General features: G+C 69.5%; 13 protein-coding genes, 1 tRNA gene and 1 pseudogene. 9 read left to right on the top strand and 6 right to left on the bottom strand.

Annotation, left to right across the window (positions count from 1 at the left end; all coding sequences use genetic code 11):
• Positions 1–185: 185 nt before the first annotated feature.
• The 3 genes from ACZ4WS_RS23285 to ACZ4WS_RS23275 form a co-directional block, all read right to left on the bottom strand.
• Positions 186–3,236, bottom strand: a complete 3,051-nt coding sequence (locus ACZ4WS_RS23285) for an NACHT domain-containing protein (protein WP_467983133.1) — start codon at positions 3,234–3,236, stop codon at positions 186–188.
• A 217-nt stretch (positions 3,237–3,453) separates the two neighbouring features.
• Complete coding sequence (locus ACZ4WS_RS23280; RefSeq protein WP_467983132.1) at positions 3,454–3,993, bottom strand: GNAT family N-acetyltransferase; 540 nt, start codon at positions 3,991–3,993, stop codon at positions 3,454–3,456.
• Complete coding sequence (locus ACZ4WS_RS23275) at positions 3,990–5,273, bottom strand: XRE family transcriptional regulator (RefSeq protein ID WP_467983131.1); 1,284 nt, start codon at positions 5,271–5,273, stop codon at positions 3,990–3,992. The genes ACZ4WS_RS23280 and ACZ4WS_RS23275 overlap by 4 nt, the downstream gene beginning before the upstream one ends.
• 240 nt (positions 5,274–5,513) lie before the next feature.
• Here ACZ4WS_RS23275 and ACZ4WS_RS23270 point away from each other — a divergent pair, with 240 nt between their 5' ends.
• The 8 genes from ACZ4WS_RS23270 (at position 5,514) to ACZ4WS_RS23235 (ending at position 15,094) form a co-directional block, all read left to right on the top strand.
• Positions 5,514–5,960 (top strand): ATP-binding protein, encoded by a 447-nt coding sequence (locus ACZ4WS_RS23270; protein WP_467983130.1) that lies wholly within the window; start codon positions 5,514–5,516, stop codon positions 5,958–5,960.
• Between the two features lie 226 nt (positions 5,961–6,186).
• A complete protein-coding gene (locus ACZ4WS_RS23265) occupies positions 6,187–6,375 on the top strand; it encodes a hypothetical protein (RefSeq protein ID WP_467983129.1) in 189 nt (62 codons plus the stop codon).
• A gap of 190 nt (positions 6,376–6,565) precedes the next feature.
• Entirely contained in the window at positions 6,566–6,745 is a 180-nt protein-coding gene (locus ACZ4WS_RS23260; protein ID WP_016825826.1) for an FxLD family lanthipeptide, read from the top strand.
• Between the two features lie 395 nt (positions 6,746–7,140).
• Positions 7,141–10,095, top strand: a complete 2,955-nt coding sequence (locus tag ACZ4WS_RS23255; RefSeq protein WP_467983128.1) for a lantibiotic dehydratase — start codon at positions 7,141–7,143, stop codon at positions 10,093–10,095.
• Positions 10,092–11,366, top strand: coding sequence for a lanthionine synthetase C family protein (locus ACZ4WS_RS23250; protein WP_467983127.1), 1,275 nt, complete (start codon positions 10,092–10,094; stop codon positions 11,364–11,366). Before ACZ4WS_RS23255 ends, ACZ4WS_RS23250 begins: the two co-directional genes overlap by 4 nt.
• Before the next feature lie 21 nt (positions 11,367–11,387).
• Positions 11,388–13,469, top strand: a complete 2,082-nt coding sequence (fxlM, locus tag ACZ4WS_RS23245) for a methyltransferase, FxLD system (protein WP_467983126.1) — start codon at positions 11,388–11,390, stop codon at positions 13,467–13,469.
• A gap of 88 nt (positions 13,470–13,557) precedes the next feature.
• Positions 13,558–14,691, top strand: a complete 1,134-nt coding sequence (locus ACZ4WS_RS23240) for a hypothetical protein (protein ID WP_467983125.1) — start codon at positions 13,558–13,560, stop codon at positions 14,689–14,691.
• Positions 14,692–14,710: 19 nt separating this feature from the next.
• On the top strand, positions 14,711–15,094 hold the full coding sequence (locus ACZ4WS_RS23235) for a tyrosine-type recombinase/integrase (RefSeq protein WP_467983190.1): 384 nt from the start codon (positions 14,711–14,713) through the stop codon (positions 15,092–15,094).
• Between the two features lie 47 nt (positions 15,095–15,141).
• Here ACZ4WS_RS23235 and ACZ4WS_RS23230 read toward each other — a convergent pair.
• Positions 15,142–15,214 (bottom strand) — tRNA-Arg (locus ACZ4WS_RS23230).
• A gap of 37 nt (positions 15,215–15,251) precedes the next feature.
• Here ACZ4WS_RS23230 and ACZ4WS_RS23225 point away from each other — a divergent pair.
• A pseudogene (locus ACZ4WS_RS23225) lies at positions 15,252–15,992 on the top strand (serine hydrolase domain-containing protein); the annotation flags it as partial.
• Between the two features lie 46 nt (positions 15,993–16,038).
• Here ACZ4WS_RS23225 and ACZ4WS_RS23220 read toward each other — a convergent pair.
• Positions 16,039–17,793 (bottom strand): IclR family transcriptional regulator domain-containing protein, encoded by a 1,755-nt coding sequence (locus ACZ4WS_RS23220; RefSeq protein WP_467983124.1) that lies wholly within the window; start codon positions 17,791–17,793, stop codon positions 16,039–16,041.
• Between the two features lie 224 nt (positions 17,794–18,017).
• Entirely contained in the window at positions 18,018–19,292 is a 1,275-nt protein-coding gene (locus ACZ4WS_RS23215) for a M6 family metalloprotease domain-containing protein (RefSeq protein WP_467983123.1), read from the bottom strand.
• Positions 19,293–19,298 lie beyond the last annotated feature (6 nt).

The following is a 19,298-nucleotide window of genomic DNA, read 5'->3' as shown; positions in this document are numbered from 1 at the left end:
AGGCCACCGAGCGCGGTGCGGAGACGGCTGCTGACTGGTACGGCAGGTCAGACCCTGGTACCTGCCCTCGGCCTCCAGAACCGGGCCGCCGCGATACTGGGTCGTGTACCGCTGGTAGGGAGAGCTCCCTACTTGCCACGCCTTGTGCGTGCTAAGGGATTGTGGCCGGCTTTGAGGCCCATACTTCACTTCCCGTCGAGTCTCTCCCAATACTCGTACACGCCCGGCCTTGTTCCGTCGTTGGCCAGGATGGTGGAGGCGCTGCACCTGAGGCGAAGCCGAGTTTTCGGTTCCCCGCTGGCCGAGAACCTTTCAAGCGTGGCCAGTCCCGTCGAATCCAGGTCGTTGACGAACTTCTTCCAGGCGTCAGGCCCGTAGTCTCGCGGCCACTTCAGCCGAGGATCTTCTGGCTGGTGATCGCGTCGGAGGATTACCGACTTCTCCAACCGCCTGGCCATGTTGCTCAAGAAGTGACGCGCAGCCAGCACATCGACGGATGGGCCTGCCAGACCTTGCGCTCCGGCGTCTGCGACTTCAGACCCGTACTTACGCAAGGCATCGAGGATTTCATCTCTTCGATCTAGAAGCGCATTGGGAAGCAACAACTCGACCAGATCGGCGTGACGCACACCACGTAGTCCCGAGAGATCAGATGGAGAACCGATCACCCGAATCTTCTTGATCTCGGTCTGTTTGAGATGAAGTTGCCAGCCAGGGGAGCTGGGCAGAGCGAGCGAGGAGAGTTCGCAACTGATCAGGTGGGCCCTAGTGAATCGTGTCTGGCTGAGGTCCAGCTCATCAGAGAACACGGCGCCGACGATTTCAGTGCCGGGCATCTGACCCGTTTCCCGGATAACAGCTGCCCAGAGGGCTCCTAGGTTGGTCGCGGCCACGAGGTGGCCGACACCGGCTCCGTTGGGGCGGTAGTCGCTGATTGCCTGAGCGGTGCGCTCCGGGCCGGCTGTGGCCACTACTCCCGCGATGGTCGCCGATCGCCAGTGGGACTGCTGGAGCATCGAGCGGAACAGATTGATCTGTCCGTTGACGAGGTAGTGGCTTGCGGCCCCCGCCAGGAACTGGTCGAAGAACAACTCATGCTGGAAGCGGAACCGGGAAGTAGACGTGTCTTCCGAGGCAGCGGCGAGCCCGCAAAGGACAGGGAGCCGTTGCTTCAGATGGCGCCTGCCGGGACTGGACAGTTCTTCCTCGATGGCGCTTTCGGCTGCGATCTCCAGTTCGCTGATGTCCGCTTCGCGCTCTTCGTTGCTCGCCATGAACTCGGCCACGTACTCAAACATCCGTCGTAGCTCTGCGCTGCTGAGTAGAGCCGCGTCTGTCTGGCCCATCGTCAGCTTCCTCTCCTCGCGGGCCACGTACTTGTTTAGCAGTCGCTCAGTGAGGCCATCGCTTTCGATCTCGCTCTCGTCGGGGGCGAGCGCAATCTCGGCGAACACGCGCGCGAAGAAGGGAAGGCCGAGTAGCTGCCGGTCGTGCTCAGACAGACGGTCGAGCTTCTCCGGGGGGACACCGTACGCGTCCAAGAACGACACGACGTCCTCATGAGACCAACGCTGTACCTCGGCGATGCGGTGGCGTACGAGAGCCAGTCCCTGCTCGTTGGCGCGCTCGACGCTGGAGCGGTATTGGCCCATGTAATAAGAGGACCTGGCTGACACGACGACCACGCCTCGTCCTCCGAGCTCGTTGAGCCATGGGCGCAGCGACCCGATGGCGTCGCTATAGCCCACGCCTCCCAACAGCTCATCGAAACCGTCGATGAGGAGCGTCATGAGGCCGTTCCGGCAAAGGGCCTTCACCCCTGCGTCAGTGAGGTTCCGGGTTGACGCGACCGCGCTTGACACAACCGTCGGCAGGCTGTCGAGTACCTGACCGGTGGAGCGGACGTAGAGGAACAGAGCCAGATCTGACGGATCACCTCGTTCCAGAGTCTGCTCAACTGTCCGAGCTCGGGACTTTGCGGCGTCCACCATCGCCCGGGTCTTACCGATGCCAGCCTCGCCGTTGATGAAAACCACCTGTGTTTGGCCCCGATTGGCCTGGAGGTCCTCGTCGACTCCGTCTATGAGGTCAGCGAATGTGCAGGCGGGTTCCGTGTGGCTGCCGTCCATGTCGGATACGACGACCTTGGCCATCCGGGTGGTACTGGGTTCTTGCGCGGCCCAGCCCAGAGTCTCGCGCTCCTCGGTGGCGAGTTGGGCCTCGATCTGCTCCAGCTTCTGGCGCAGCCGAGTTGCGACAACCTGCCAGTTGGCCAGAATCCGCAAGTATTCGGAGTAAGGAACCCAGTCGGATTCAGCCCGCCACTGCCTCGCGTTGTCGGGGCCGAGGCGGAAGTAGTCTCGGCGGGGCTGGGTTCCAGTGCCTTCGCCGGTAGCCTTGCTCCAGTAGTACTCGAAGCCCTGCTCGTGATCCGAGTACACGAGTTCGGAGTCGTCGTCAGCGAAGCCGCGGAGATCCCGTTCGACATCATTGACGAAGTACTGCAGTGTGGCGTCTTCCTGGCCCTTCGCCTTGAGGAGCGGATGGAGGGCAGCTTGGATGCCTTCATCAGACGGGGTGGCGCTGACCCGGTCGCCACCGAAGCTGAGATAGGTGGGGCTAGTCCCGCGAAATCTGGAGTAGATGTGCCACTCACTGTCTTTTGCGGTCACATACATGAATGGCCACAGCATCACTTCATGCTGTCCCCAGATGAACGACGGCCGCAGTTCTGAGGAGTTCTGGTCGCTCTTCTGGAGGCGTAGCGCAGCGTTGGAGAGGCAGTCGGCGATAGCGTCGGAGATGGCCTGGATCAGTTCGTCCAGCGTGGCCATCTCGTTCTGCCCTGTGGGTAGCGGTCCCCCGTGGCTAATGTGGTCACGCAGGCGCTTGACGTTTCGCAGTTCCTGAGGCGCGTTAGGCACGCCTCGGTCGTAGAGGTCCAGGACCTGAGCGATGGCCTGGCCTACACAGGACGCCGATGTCGAATTATTGTTTTCGAGCTGCTGGCGGGCCCGGCGTAGGCAGCCGGTCCACTCGCCGAGCCCGGGCGATCGGCCGACGGCAGGGGTGGCCAACCCCGCCGCCCGTGCTGTAGCCGAGGCCAGGAGGGTGAGGAAGCGAAGCTCGAAGTCCAGAACGGAAAAGCCTTCGTGGACGCTGCGAGGGCGACCTCTCGTCACCGGAGCGTAGGACGCCTCCATGTGGCGGAACACCGCTGATGGCGTGTCGGTCACTGATCCCCCTATGTCGCCTTGGGCTCGGCCGTTGGGCGAACCTTATCGACCTTGTGCGACGGGTGTTGGAGGTGGCGGAAGCCGACCGGTGTGCCCGTGACTGTCGTTTTAAACTGCTGAGCCTGGACGACGGCCCGAGCGAGGGAGCCGCCGCATGAGGCTGGGCAGTCGTGGCCGCCCTGCGCTGCTTGGAGGCGGCGGCTGTCATGGGCTCCAGTCAGCAGATAGCCCGGATCATCACGGTGAGGACCGGTGAGGCCGGTGACGGCTGGCTTTGCCCTATGTCCTCGTACCCCCATGATCCGTAGAGCGCGTGGACCTTTCCGTCCCCGGCGGCAGGGTTGACCATGAGCGTCACGTACGGCTCGTCGCGGGGGGCGAGGAGGGCGTCGTGGATGCGGCGGGCGGTACCAGTTTTCCGCCAGGCCGGCCGGACGCCGATCTCCTTCAAGGCCACCGCTGGGCGCTCGGTGTACCTCTCGGCCGGCGTCGGGCTCGTGCGCTGCCAGTAGCGGTCGCCGTGCTCGATGATGTTGCCGTAGGCGTAGCCGACCGGGTGCCCGTCTGCGTACGCGAGGACGGCCGTGAACCCGGGCTCGGTGCCGTGCCGGTCCAAACGCTCACCGAACGCAGTGACGGCGTAGTTCGGCAGGTGGAGCAGAGGGGCGCGTACGTCGGCGTACACGTCGAGGAGGTCGCCGCGGGCGGTGTCGAGGGCGGTGAAGGTGCGCAGTTCGATGGCGGGCGCCGTGGTCATGCGGCCATCCTCCAGGCGGCGGTGTGCTCGGTCCAGGTCTGCACGGTGGAGCTGCCCGGCGCGGTGGCGCGCAGTGCGGCCCCGAACTCCTGCAGCATCCGTGTGACCCGGGCGTGCTGGGTGGCGGCTTCGGCGGAGACCTTCATTGCGGTGGCTGTGGCGGCGTCGGGGGCGCCCTGTGCGAGCTGGGCGTGGGCGAGCCGGGTCGTGGTGATGGCGCGGGACCGGATCATGTGGGGCCGGAGGGCGGACAGGCAGCGGTGGGCGTGATACTCGGCGGTCGAGTAGTCACCGAGCGCCAAGTGCGCTGACAGGGCCAGGGAGTCCAGCTCGGCCTGGTCGTAGAAGGCGAGCATCCACACCGGCCGGTAGTCGGCGGGATCGGCGCGCAGCATGGCGTCCTGGGCTTGCTCAAACGCCCGGCGGGTGCCGGTGCGGTCCTGTGCCGCGCCGTGAATGGCGCCCTGGCGGGCCAGGCCGAGGGACGCGAACAGGGGGTCACGGCGGATGAGGTGCAGGTTGCGGGCGACGTCGTTGGCGGCGAACGCGTCCGCCGGACGGCCCATGTGGCGGTACATGGTGCCCGCGTGGCTCCAGATGCGGAACTTGATCGCCTGGTCGCCGGACATCTCGGCGAGGGCCTGGGCCTCACGCATGTGCGCCTTGGCGACGTCGTAGCGCCGGCCGTCAATGGCGGCCCACATCGCGGAGGAGCGGAAGGCCGCTGCGGAGGCGTAGAGGCTGCTGCGTACGCGCTGGGTGGCGCTGCCCGCGTTCTGGAGGTTCAGCGCCTCGTCGGCGAGCGCGGCGGCCCGCTGCTCGATGCCGAGTTGTCCGCCGTGGCGGTGGTCGCTGGCGATGATCTCGGCGAAGCGCTTGTTGAGGCGGTTGACGTCGCTCATGCCGATACGGCGCGGCGATGCGGTGCCGGGAGCGGCTGCTGCTGCGGCAGCCGCCGCGATGCCGCCGACGAGGGTACGGCGCTTCATGTCGAGGTCCTCCTGCTGCGGTGGGGCCGGGGTGGACGAAGGCCGGCCACGTGGCACGAACCCTAAAGCGACGGCGGGTAGTCCGGTGACGTCCTCAAGTGCCCTGCGGGCGGCTGACTTTGGCCAGGTGACGCGACCCGCTTTCCATGCCCGGACCGACGAGCCGTCGAGCCCGCCAGGGCGCCCGGTCAACCGTTCAATGGCCCTGTTCGCGGCCTCGGCGAGGCTGTTGGAGCTGTAGCCGTGTTCGGTCATCCACGCCTCAAGAACGGTGTTGCGGGTGGTGTCCATGCGGGCACGGTAGTCCGCGCGATCCCCACCCGCCAGGTAAAGGAGAGGTCAAAACGCCCTAGGTCGGTCCGTCGACTGAGCGCCTGAACGTCCTAACCAACCTGCTGGAAAAGGGAGTTGTCTGGGTGCCGGTCGCCCTCTACGCCCCACCGTGCGGGCGGCTGTTGACGGCCCGCCCGCCCCTGAGGTTCCCCCGCGGGGGTGGGCCGGGCACCGAGACGACACGAAGGCTCCACCCCAATGACGAGTCTGAGAACACCAGTTGAGGCCCTCTCCGTCGGCCACCCGACGTACACCCAGACCTTCCCGTGCGAGCCGTCCACGGCCGAGATCGGCCGTGAACTCGTCCGAGACGTCCTCGGTGTGTGGCACCTCGACGCCTTCGCCGACCGTGCCGCGCTGATCGTTACGGAGCTGATCGCGAACGCCTCCAGGCACACTCCGTGTCCCGAGATCCGCCTCACGGTTGGGCGGCCGAGCGCGACACGACTACGTGTTGGGGTCGCGGACCGGGAACCATCGCGTCTGCCCATACTCAGCCAGGCGGCTGACGACGACGAGTCGGGGCGCGGGCTGCTCCTCGTCGATGCTGTCGCCGAATGCTGGGGCTACGACGTGCACGGCTCGGGCAGACGACCTTGGGGCAAAGAGGTCTGGGCGGAACTCCGCACCGGGGACGGCAAGTGAGCATCCCGGCCACGGCACCCTCGCCCCTTCCGGACCTCGCCCGACTCCGGCCCCGCCAGCAGATGGCCATGGACTGCGCCCTCTGCGCCCGCCCACTGGGAGCGAGCGGTCGACGGCTGGGCGAGATACGCCACCGGGGCCTGCCGTTCCAGCTCTGGGCCTGCGCTCCCGACTGCCAGGCCGCCAGATCGACCATCCCGACCAGCTGAGAAAGGGAAGTCCCTCCATGGAATGGCCATGGATCACCGGTGATTGCTGGCTCGGCTGCGGGCGTACCGGAGTTCTGGTGATCTGGCTCGGCCCGGTGCAGTGGGACGGGCAGCACGCGCCCTTCTACGCGTGCGAGCCGTGCCTCGATCGCCTCAAGGCCCAGGCGCTCGCCTACTTCATGGAGCGGCGGCCGACGTCCGTTTGATCAGACTCCCGGCACACGACTTCCCGGCGTGAGGCAGGCACCCCGCGAGGACTTCCTACGCGGAGCACGTCCCCTCGTGCCGGGCGGCCAGGAGCCGTCCCGGGGAGCAGCCGTCTGGCAACGCTCCCGTGACGGCACCTGGTGGGCGCTCCAGCCCAGTAACACAACAACGATTACGAGGAGTTGAAGCATGACGCGCAGCACCGTAGTTCCCAGCCGCACCGAAGTACGCCCGCAGATCCCGGGGGCATCGGACGGCTTCGACCTGGACGTCTCCCTTGTCGAGATCGCCGACCCGGCGGGCCTGGTCAACCTGACCGACGACAACTGCGGGTCCACCTGCGGCGCCTGCACCACCAACGTCGCCTGACCCGGACCCCAGGACACCCCGGTCTGGTGCCGCCGCGTCTCCGCGCGGCGGCACCAGCCGCCCGCCCCCCCACCCCCCGAGGGGCACGGGGGTGTTTTTTTCCCCCACATTTCACACCCATTCTCCTGCCTTCGTTTTCGCCGTGGGCCAGCCCCGGCACCCCCACCCTTCCCCCACCCCCCCACCCTAGCCCCCCCTTTTCCCCCCCCCCCCCCCCCCCCCCCCCCCCCCCCAGCCGCCCGCCCCCTCACCTACGGAGGTACATGGTGGTTGTTTCGCCCGCAGCGTTCCGCACCGGTTCCACTGCTCTCGTGCGCGCCGTGGCCCGGCCCTCGCTGCCGTTTCCTCCATGCCCTGACCTCGATGACCGCTCGCCCAGTGGTTCGTCTGCCCGTGTGGCGTGGCTACGCGCGGTCTGGGCGAACAAGGACGTCGCCGAGGCACTCCAGCACTCCAGCCCGGTCCTGGCCGCGCAGGTAGTGGCCCTGTGCACGGCTGAGCATCCCGCCCTCCGGGACGTGCAGCGCGCGGCGCTGTCTGTGGTCCGCTACCTGCTGCGGGCCCTGCACCGGGCTACGCCTTTCGGCCTGTTCGCCGGCGTGGCCACCGCGGAGTTCGGCCCGCAGGCGCGGGCCGACTGGGGCGAGGACCACGTGGCCGTGGGCCGCGCGGGGGCAGAGTGGCTGGCGGACCTGGTCGCACGGCTGGAGTCCTGCCCGGACCTCCTCGAACGGCTGCCCGTCGTCATCAACAACACCGTGACGTACCGGGGAGACCAGCTCATCGTGCCGTTCCAGCCCGACGTCCAGGAAGACCGGACTCGTGCGGTCGAGGCGTCTCTGGCGCTGACCGGACCGGTGCGCGCGGCCCTTGCCGCGACCCGACTGCCGATCCGGTTCGGCACCCTCGTGGACAAGCTCCAGGCGGAGTTCCCCGAGGCCGGTCCCGAGAAGGCGCGACACCTGCTGAGGGAACTGATCCGGCGGCGGGTGCTGATCACGAGCTTGCACGCTCCGAGCACGGAGACTGACGCCCTCGGGTATCTGATGGGCCAACTCGACGCGATCGACGCCGGAAGCCTCGCCCCGGTCGCGGAGACGGTGCGCGAACTCCATGCGGTCCGGGCGGGCCTGGAGGAGTGCGCCACGCACGGCGGCCGGGACAGCGTCGCGGCGCGGATGCGAGACCTCGTCCCCGGCCTGCATCGCCACCCCGTCGCGCTCGACCTCCGCCTGGACGCGCAGATCGTTCTGCCGGAAGCGGTCGCCCAAGAGATCGAGCGCGCCGCTCTCATCTTGACCCGCTTGAGCATCAGCCCGTACGGCACCGCCGCCTGGAACGAGTACCACCAGCGGTTCTACGAGCGGTACGGCATCGGCACGATGGTGCCGCTCGCGGAGGTCGTCGCGGACAGCGGCACCGGCTATCCCGACGGCTACCCAGGCGCTCCGGCCAGCGCACGCAGGCCCCGCGTCTCCGCCCGGGATGACGCCCTCGTACGACTGGCTCAGGCCGCCGCGCTCGACGGCCGTGACGAAGTGATCCTCACGGACGAACAGATTGAGGCCCTGGACGTGGGCCCCGACGAGCCTCGGTTGCCGCCGCACTTGGAGATCGGGGTGCGGGTGCACGCGGCCAGCCTGGAAGAGTTGCAGCGCGGGCGGTTCCAGCTGGAGGCCGTGAGCGTGTCCCGTGGTGCCGGCGTCTCCACGGGCCGATTCCTCAGCGTGCTGACCCCCGCCGACCGCGAGGCCCTGGCCGCCGAGCTCGCCGACCTCCCGGCCGCGGACGGCAACACCGTGCCCGCGCAGCTCTCTTTCCCGCCCCTGCTCTCCGAGAGCGCCCACGTCACCCGCTCCCCACAGGTTCTACCCACCGTGATCAGCCTTCAGGAACACCGTGCCCCGCAGGACACCGTCCTCACCCCGGAGGACTTGGCGGTGGGGTGCGACGGCCGCCGCATGTACCTCGCCGCCCCCGAGCGCGGACACCGCGTCGAGGCCATCGGGATGCACGCCCTGAACCTCCACACCCACACCCCGCCGCTGGTGCGGTTCCTCAACGAACTGTCCCGCGCCCAGTGCGCGCAGGTCACCGTCTTCGACTGGGGCGCCGCCGCGGCGATGCCGTTCCTTCCACGCCTGCGGTACGGCCGGACCGTGCTGGCCCCGGCGCGCTGGCGACTGGAAGCGTCCGAACTGCCCGGCCATGCCTGCCCTCGGGCCGAGTGGGACGCCGCGCTCAGCGACTGGCGTGCCCAGCGGAGGCTGCCGCGCCGCGTCCATCTCGTTGAGGACGACCGACATCTCTTCCTCGACCTCAACGAGGCCGGCTACCGGACGCTCCTGCGCCAACACCTCGACCGCACGCGCCTGGCCTCGCTGGTCGAGGCCCCGGAACCGGAAGCGTACGGCTGGTGCGGCGGGCGAGCCCACGAGGTCGTAGTGCCCCTCAAAGCAACCAGGCCGTCGGCATGGCCGCCACTGCCAGCCCCCAGCCGGGCCCGTGCCCTGTCTGCGGCCCAACTGCAGACACCCGCCGCTTCTTCAGTTCTTCTAACCGCCCTGTACGGCGACCCCCGCCGCCAAGATGTCCTGCTCTCCAGGCACTTGCCCGACCTCCTCGAACAACTCGGCAACCCGCCATGGTGGTTCATCCGCTTCCGCGACCCGGATCAACACCTCCGCGTACGCATCGCCCTCCCCGACCCGGAAGCCTTCGCCGACACGGCCCGAACGGTGAGCGCCTGGGCCGACGAGCTACGAAGCATCGGCCTGCTGGCCGACCTGCGCTATCCCACCTCCTACCGCGAGATGGGCCGCTGGGGCTCCGGCACCGCATGGGAGGCGGCCGAAGAGGTGTTCCGGGCAGACTCGCGCGCCATCCTGGCCCAGCTCGCGCAGCCACAGCGCCCCAGCCAGCGCACGCTGGTGGCGGCCCACACCGTCGCCATCACCTCCGCGTTCCTCGGCACCACCGAGGCCGGAATGCAGTGGCTGATCGACCACATCCCGCCGACAGCCCCCAAACCGGTTCCGCGCCCGCAGTTCACCGACGCCGTACGGCTCGCCGACCCGAGGGACGACTGGACGGCGCTGCGCCGTGTCCTGGGCGGGGACGCCATCGTGTCGGGATGGGCTGACCGGGATACGGCGCTCGCCACGTACCGGCCGCACCTGCCCGGCCCGGACACCCAGGGCATCGCCGTCGACGACGTCTTGACCTCCCTGCTGCACGTCCACTTCGTGCGCCACGTCGCCGTGAACTTCCCGGAGGAAGAGGTGTGCCTCTATCTGGCGCGTGCCGCCGCCCTGGCCTGGACCGCTCGCACCAGGGGGAGGTCCTCGTGACTGCCCACCCCGCGCTCGGCCTGGTCGACGCCATCGCCGCCCAGCTCGCCGACCCCGACACCGTGCCCCTCGTCTCCAGGATGCTGTCCTCGGACCGGCAGCACCTTGCTTACGGCCCTCCCGGAATTGCGCTCCTGCACATCGAGCTGGCCGCCAACGGCCTCGGCCCGTGGCACCGCGCCCACGACTGGCTAGCAGCCGCCTCCCGGCAGCCGCTCACCAGCGGCCCGGACAGCCACCCGTTCTACGGAGTGCCCGCCTTCGCCCACGCCCTGACCTGTGCGGCCGACCACCTTCCCGACTCCTACCAGCGCGCCCTCGACGTGATGGAGGGACAGATCGCAGTCGACGCCGGACGCCGTCTCGACGCCGCACACCGCCGCATCGACGCCGGACGCCTGCCGCAGCTCGCCGAGTTCGACGCCATCCGGGGCCTCACCGGATACGGCGCCTATCTGCTGCGCCGAAACCCGGGCAGCTCCACGATGCGCGCCGTTCTCGACTACTGCGTGCGCCTCACCGAACCGATCACCCACCATGGCGAGACCCTGCCAGGCTGGTGGGCGGAGACCGGGCCCTCGGGCAGCCCGGACGACCGATTCCGCGGTGGGCACGCCAACACCGGTATGGCGCACGGCATCGGCGGCGTGCTCGCGCTCCTGGCCCTGGCCGCTCGGAACGGCTCCGTCACCGATGGGCACCATGCAGCACTGCGCACCTTCTTGGCCTGGCTGGACCGTTGGAAGGAGAAGGCCGGCGGCGGACCGGTCTGGCCGTACTGGGTCACTCAGGGTGAGCTGCGCAGGGGGCGTCTCGCCCCGTCAGTCCCCAGGCGGCCGTCCTGGTGCTACGGCACCGCCGGCCTCGCCCGCGCCCAGCAACTTGCCGCGCTGGCCCTCGGAGATGCCAGCCGGCAGATCGACGCGGAGAACGCGCTCGTGGCCGCCCTCACCGATCCCGAGCAGCTGAAGGCCACGACGGACAACGGCCTCTGCCACGGGTTCGCCGGCCTCGCCCACGCTGCCGCGCGTACGGCAGACGACGCCCACCCCTCGACCGCGGGGAGACTCCGAGCCGCGTTCCCGGCCCTCCTGGCTGCGGTCATCCCACCGGGCACTGACCCCGAACTCATGGCCACGGCGCTCATTCAGGACGAGGAAGGTGACCCCGGCCTCCTCGACGGCGCCGCCGGCATAGCCCTGGCCCTCCTGGCGCCCAGCACCGCGGCACCACCCCGGTCCGCCTGGGACGCATGCCTCCTCATCGCTTGATCCACCGACCGAAGGACCTCTATGCCTCCCGACCGCTGGCAGCAGCACAACATCACCTTCGTCGACCGCGCGATTGCCCGGCGCACGATCGCCGAACGCCTCGGCCCCGCCCTGATCGAGGCCGAGGCTGACGGGCAGCTCACCGGCTGGTGGTTCATGAACAAGCGGCCCTGGCCGTTGCGTTACCTCGCGGACAAGCCCTCACCAGCCATTGAGTCGCTTCTGAGCGATCTCATCGGCGACGGCGTGGCCGTGTCGTGCCTGCCCTGCGTCTACGAGCCCGAGACCGACGCATTCGGCGGACCCGAGGCTATGGACGCAGCCCACGAACTGTTCCACAGCGACTCCCGCCACCTGCTCACCTACCAGCCGAGCCCGATGCACTTGGGACGCCGGGAGACCGCCGTCCTGCTGGCGAGCGCCATGATGCGCGGCGCTGGACTCGACTGGTTCGAACAGGGCGACGTATGGGCGAAGGTCGCAGTTCTTCGACCGGCTACCAATCCACCACCACCCGAACGAGCCGCCGAACTGGCTCCGGCCATGCGGAAGCTCATGACCGCCGACGCCCACAGCCTCTGCCGCCGGGGTGGCCCACTCCACGCGCACGAGGAATGGGTGACCGCCTTCGAACGGGCCGGAGCCACGCTCGCTGACCTCGCAGGCCAGGGCGCTATCACCCGCGGCCTGCGAGCCGTCATCGCCCAACACGTGATCTTCCACGCCAACCGCGCTGGTCTCCTCCGGGACGACCAGAGCGCCCTGTCCCGCATCGCACGAGAGGTAGTCATGGGAACGAGTGACCACACCGAGTCGCCCACCGAGGCAACGGCCGGCATCGATAGCGTCAGTGTGGTGAACACCGACACGATCACCACCGCCACGGCGGACGCCGAGCGCCTCCGCAACGCCTTGGTCGACCAGCTCCGTGCGGACGGACACGCCCGCACGCCCGCCGTCGAGACCGCGTTGCGGACTGTGCCCCGCCATGTGTTCGTGCCCGAGGCGTCGCTCGAAGACGCCTATGCCAACGCACCGGTGCACATCAAGTACGACACCGACGGCACGTCCATCTCCTGTGCCTCCCAGCCGGGCGTCGTCGCCCTCATGCTGGACCAGCTTGAAGCCCGGCCCGGCGAGCGCATCCTCGAACTCGGCGCCGGCACTGGCTACAACGCCGGTCTGCTCGCCCACCTGGTCGGCGCGAGCGGATACGTGACCACCCTCGACGTCGACGACGACCTCGTGGAGGGTGCCCGCACGCACCTCGCCGCCGCCGGAACCACCAACGTCGAGGCGGTGCCCCGCGACGGGGCACTCGGCTACGCCGAAGCAGCGCCGTACGACCGGATCATCGCCACTGTGGGCGCGCATGGCGTGCCGCACGCCTGGCTGCAGCAGCTCGCCCCCGGCGGCCGGCTCCTCGTCCCCCAGCGCCTCAAGGGCACGGTGTCTCGGTCCATCGCCTACGAGCAGCGTGACGGCCGGTGGGTGTCCCTCGGCAGCGAGATGAACACCTTCATGCCGCTTCGGCGGGGCATCGCTGACGACGACCGCCGAGTGATCCCGCTCAGTACGGACGGCGCCGTACGACTCCAGGCTCCCGCCGGGCTCAGCATCGACGCCGATGCCCTCGCAGGTGTACTTGACCAGCCGCGCACCGAGGAGTGGACCGGCATGAGGATCCGCGCCATGGAGTCGCCGGAGTGGATGGAACTGTTCGTCACCTGCTCCCTGCCCTCCGGCCTGATCCGGATGCTGTTCCCTCAGAGCGCCAAGGGCACTCTGCTCACCGAGGACCCCTATCCCTCGTCGACCGCGGTCGTCGACAAGGGGGCCGTCACCTACCTCGCCCGGCGCCTGTCGAACGAGAAGACCCCCGAGGGCGACAAGCTCTGGGAGTTCGGCGTCATCGGCCACGGCCCCGGCAGCGACGAGCTGACCGCGAAGGTCGCCGACACCATCCGTACCTGGGACAGGGAGTACCGAGGCCGTGAGGCCACGTTTGAGATCCAGCCCCTCGACGCCCCCGCCCTTGAGCAGCGTCCCGGTCTCTTCGCCCTCGACACCCCGCTGAACCGCATCGTCGTCGACTGGCAGTGACGCCCCAGGCGTAGCGGACGGTGCCCGTCGGCACACGGCTGGCGGGCACCGTCGCCCCAGCAGTCCTCACTCTCGCCCCGGGGGATCCATGGACCCGCACGGACCCATAGCCCAGCGCTTCCCACTCGTCGCCCGCTTCCGCCCCGCCTGCCTACCCCTACCAGAGCGCGTGCGCGCACTCGTCGACCTGGCCGAGACCGCAGTGAAGAAGGCCGACCAGGGGCTCGCATCGGCCGTCTACAACCAGGCCGCGCTCATCGCCTCCGACCTCGACCTCCCCGACCTCGCCCGCGAGATGTGCCACCAGCACGCCGCCGCCTACCTCCACGCCTGCCCCCTGCCCAGCATGAGCGCGATCCGAGGACTGGAACCGGTCGTCAACCTGGCCCGCCTCCAGATCCGCGCCGGCCGCGCAGATGAGGGGCGTCAGCGACTGCTCGACCTGTACGAGGCTGTCGAGGCGGGTACAGCCGCCCGGTTCGAGGGCGTCACCGTACCTGCGGACCTCACCGTGACCGGCGAAGACCGCCAGGAGGTTCGTGCGTGGCTGTGGCGCGTCCTCCTTGCAGACGGCACGCGCACCCTCACCACCGAGGGGCGATGGGCCGAGGCGCTGGCGCACATCGAAGCCCACCATGGCATCGGAAAGCGGATGCTCGACGGTCGGCAGGTCGCCGTACTCGCCGCCCTGGTTGCGGGTGACACCGCAGGGGCCACTGACCTCATTGCCGACACGATGCCCGGCGATGCCTGGGAGCAAGCCGTCACGGCATGCCTGACCGTTCTATGCCGCCGCGACGCCGGGCAGCCGATCGACGGCCACCTGGCCGACCTGGTGACGGCCTACTCCGGACGGAAAACCGAACCCGGGATGACCGTCTTCGACACCCGGCTCGGACTTACAGTCCTCGACGCGATCGGGTCCGCCGAGGCGCTCGCCGCGCACCGCATCGTCGAGGACCTCCACCGCAGGACGACGGACGCCGAGGACGGCTACGCAGCCCGCGAGAACTTGGCTCACCCTCTGTTCACCGAGATCGCCACGGACCGGCAAGTGCAGGAATGTCGCGCGCTGGTGCGCGCCTGCGCCCTCGGCGCAGGGATCCTCCCGGACGGACCGCGACGAGAACTGACAGCAGCTCTGCGCGCCAGCGACAGCGTGATCCGGGTAAGCCTCGCACGTTCCTCCGGGCCCAGAGGAACGCAACCCTTGCGGTTCTGACGGTGTCTATCGGCGCGAGATCGACCTCCCGCCGGTCCGGCTCCACGACCTCCGCCACGGTGCCGCGACCCTCGCCCACGCGGCCGGGGCCGACCTGAAGGACATCCAGGAGATGCTCGGCCACTCCTCGATCACCATCACGGCCGACACGTACACGAGCCTGCTCCCCGAAGCGGACCTGGCGATCGCCGAGGCCGCAGCCCGGCTCGTCCCGCGCGCCCGCGCCACCTCCGAAAACAGCGCCCCCGAAGCGGAGGCCAAGCCCGACGACGCGGAGCATCCCGGCCCGGAGGCCGCGCCGGATGATGCTGATCCGTTGGGAGGAATTTCGGAGATCAACTCTCCGTCCGCTCACGCACCGCTCACGCAAACGGCCCCGGACGAGACGTCCGAGGCCGAGTAGAAGCCCTCCCTGAGGAAGAAACCCCAGGTCAGAGCGGTAATGCGTTGTGCCCCCGGCAGGATTCGAACCTGCGACACCCGCTTTAGGAGAGCGGTGCTCTATCCCCTGAGCTACGAAGGCGTGCGGATCTCGTGAGACCCGGCGACTAGCGTAGCGGATGTGGGCTCCTGGCTGGGAAGGTTCCTGTTTTCGCAGGTCAGGTCAGGCCAGGTCAGGGCGGGTCAGGGTCGCTCAGGGGTTCGGGAAGGGGCTTGGGCACTGGCAGGCCCGGCTCGATCGGCTGCGTGAGGTTCACCATGTGCCCGGTGCCGCGCTTGCCGTTCTCGTGGACGGCAGGGTTCATGAGCTGGCCAGTGGTGTGCTGCACCGGGGGACCGGGGTCGAGGCGACCGCCGACTCCGTCTTTCAGCTCGGGTCGCTCGCCAAGGTGTACACCGCGACCCTCGTGATGCAGCTCGTCGACGAGACGAAGGGAAGCTCGACCTCGACGCGCCCGTCAAGGACGTGCTTCCCGACTTCGCCGTCGCCGACCCCGAGGCGACGAAGACGATCACCGCGCGCCAGCTCCTCTCCCACACCAGCGGACTCACCTGCGACTTCACCTACGAATCCGGCCGGGGCGACGACTGCGTCGCCCGTTACGTCGAGGCGGCCAAGGAGGTGGGGCTCGACTGCCCGACCGGCACCGCGGTGTCGTACAGCAGCCCTTGGGTGCAACGTCCTCGGGCGGATCGTGGAGGTGCTGACCGGGCTCGTCTGGGACGAGGCGCTCAAGCAGCGGCCGCTCGTGCCGCTCGGGCTCACTCACACCATGACGCTGCCCGAGGAGGCGCTCGCGTTCCGGGCGGCCATGGGGGAGTTGGGGGAGGATCCCGAGCCGGCTCCCGCCTGGGAGCTAAGGGCTTAAGGGGCTGACGGTCTGACGGTCGCTCCGCTGGAGGCAGTCAGCTGAGCGGTACGCGTCTGAAGCGGCCCGCGACGCGCAGGTCCGCCTCGATCCGGCCGGCCGTGGCGTGGAGTTCGGGAAGGACGTCGCGGACGCACTCCTCGGGCGTACGGCGGCTGCTGTGCATGGCGACGTTCACCGCGGCCACGACCCGCCCGCCGCGCCCGCGCACCGGGACGGCGATGGACCGTAGCCCCTCCTCCAACTCCTCGTCGACCAGGGCGTATCCACTGTTCCGTACGCGGTCCAGTTCGGCCCTCAGCTGCTCCGGGTCCGTGACGGTGTGCGGGGTCAGTGGGAGCAGCTCGGGGAGCGGGGGCTCCGGCAGGTCCGCCAGTATCACGCGGCCCAGCGAACTCGCGTACGCGGGCAGCCGGGTGCCGACGGTGATGTTGACGCTCATGATGCGACTGGTGGCGACGCGGCCCGTGTACTGGATCTCGTCGCCGGTCAGGACCGCCAGCGACACCGAGTCGTGCAGCCGCTGCGAGAGTTCGGTGAGGTGCGGGGCGGCGATCTCGGCGAGCGAGGTCCGCGAGAGCGGCGGGAAGCCGAGGCCCAGGACGCGGGGGGTGAGCCGGAAGACGCGGCCGTGGGCGGTGACGTATCCGAGGTGTTCCAGGGTGATCAGGGCGCGGCGGGCGGTCGCGCGGGCGAGCCCGGTGGCCTGGGCGACCTCGGTGAGGGTCAGTTCGGCGCGGCCCTCGCCGAAGGCGGTGATCACGGTGAGGCCGCGGGCCAGCGACTCGATGAACTCCCGGCCGAGCTCCTGCTTGGAGGCGCCGGTCCAGGCGGCCAGGCCGGAGGGGGAGACCGGTCGGGAGGAAGTGCCTGGCGCGGAGGGAGCACCTAGTGGGGAGGGAGCGCCCGGTTCGGAGGGAGCGGAGGAAGTGCCCGGTTCGGCGGGCGGCGCCTCCCGCAGTTCCCGCTCCATCGCCGCCACGGCCGTCCGCAGCCGCGGCAGCAGCGACTCCCGCAGGTCGGCCGCGGTGTGCCGACTGGTGTGACTGACCACGCTCGCCACACAGGCGATCCGCCCCGCCTCCCGCACGGGCAGGGCGATGGCGACGAGCCCCGGCTCGATCAGCTGGTCGTCCAGCGCCCACCCGGCATCGCGGACTTCCGCGGTCCGCAGCTCGAAGTCATCGCCGAGCGTGGGGAGTTGGGTGGGACGGGCCACGGGGCCCGCGCCGCCTCGCGACTCCTCGTCCGTCTCGAGTGGCCGGCTCCGCGCCGGTACGGCGGGAAACCCCCGGTCCTCCGGATCCGTCGCCCGCCGCTCGCGCCACCGCGCCCACTCCTCCTCGCCCCACTCGGTGGCGAACAGCGGCCCCGGAGCGGTGCGTTCGGCGGGCAGCAGGTCGCCGATCCGGAAGCTCAGGGACATCGCGCGGCGCCGTGTCGCCTGGTGGATGAAGCGGATCCCGTCCCGGTCGCCGACGGCCAGGGACACCGACTCGTCGAGTTCGTCGGCGAGCGCGTCGGCGTGTGCGTCCAGGAGGCGGGGGAGGCGCAGGGCGGCGAGGTAGGCGTTGCCGAGTTCCATCAGGCGGGGCGCGAGTACGGCGTCCCGGCCGTCGAGGCGTACGTACCCCATGCGTGCCAGGGTCGCCGTGATCCGGTCGACGGTGGACCGCGCGAGCCCGGTGGCCCGCTCCAGGCCGCTGAGGCTGGACACCCCGTCGGCCTCGGTCAGCCGCCGCAGCACGGCGATACCACGGATGAGGGGGGTGACGGCCTCGGCGGGCACCACGGTCCCCGTCCCGCTCCCGCTTCCGCTCCCGCTTCCGCGTCCGGTACCGCTCCCGCTTCCGCGTCCGGTACCGCTCCCGCTCGCAGGACCGTTCCCGGTCTCGTTCCCGGTCTCGTTCCCGTTCCCGGGCTCGGGGGCCGGCACGACGTTCGATGGCATGGGCTGGCTCTCCGTTGCGGATCTCAGAAGAGACACCGTAGTGCTTGCCCGGGCATACCCGGACGTCAGCGCCGCGTCACGAACACCCGGTAGTTCCCCGCGAGATCCGCCGCGGCGATCCGGACCGTGACCCCGGTCTTGGGATCCTTGAAGGTCTCGCCGGGCGTGAAGGGCGCGTCGGAGAGTTCCGCGTGGACGTTGGGGGAGCGGGTGCAGCCGCCGCTGTCGCGTTGGGAGTCGTACACGGTGATGGGGCCGTTCCCGGTGTCGACGTCCGCGTCGACCTTGTAGATGAGGATGCCGGGGCGGCAGACCGCGGAGTCGTTGCCCTCACGGGTGCGCAGTTCGAGGGCGTATCCGGTCTTGGAGCTGGTCGGCACGAAGACCAGCTTGGCGCCGCCGGGCCGGGCCAGCGGGGTGAGCGTGTACTCCGCGGTGCCGGTCGCCGCCGCACAGCTGACCTGCGTGTCGTCGAGCCAGCCGAGCTTCCACTTGTGCCAGCCGAGCAGATCGTTGTCGGCCCCCCAGTCCTCGCTCATGATGTCCCAGTGTCCGACCGCGCCTCCGCCGTCCTGGGTGTAGAGGTCGGGCAGGCCGAAGGTGTGGCCGTTCTCGTGCGGGAGCACCCGGTAACCGGTGTCGGTGTAGGAGCCGGAGCCGTCGTCCTGGCGGCTGTAGACGAAGGACGCGTTGGAGACCGGGACGCCATCCGCGACCGGCGCCTCGGAGTTCCCCGCGAAGGTCACGGACAGCACGGTGTCCAGGGCGGAGGGGCCCGCGTTCGGGGTGATCAGCACGTTCAGGATGTCGTACGAGCGGAAGTCCACCGTGGGATCGGCCGCGGCCACGATGTCCTGGACCAGGTCGCGGTAGCCGGGGTCGAAGGGTGCGCCGCGCTCTATGCCGTACGCCTTGAACGGCTTGGGCATCCGCAGCCAGTGCTGGATGGGGGCCGAGGGGCGGTAGTCGAGGCGGCCGTACGAGCCGGTGCGAAACCACTTCTGGGTCTGCGGGAAGAACTCGCCGTATCGGTCGAGCGCGCTGCCCTTGCCGGGCGCGTCGGAGAAGTCGACCATCAGTGTGAGGGCCCGGACAGTGCCGGTGGAACGGGCGTACCCGGACGCGGTCGGGATGCCTTCCCCCATCTGCACGCCCGTCGGGCCGTTGATCATGCAGGGACCGAGCGCGGTGGAGTGGGTCAGTGCGATGGAGCCCGCCGTCGTGGAGCCCGCCGTGAGATGCCCGGTGCCGGCGGAGGTGCTGACCGCCAGCGTCAATACGGTCACCGTGGCGAGCGCGGCCACGCGGCGCGGGCGTATCCGACGGCTGGTCGGCTGCATGCGGGG

The organism is Streptomyces sp. NPDC029292 (assembly GCF_055569295.1).
The sequence above is the reverse complement of the archived record's forward strand: the minus strand, read 5'-3'. Positions and strand labels throughout refer to the sequence as shown.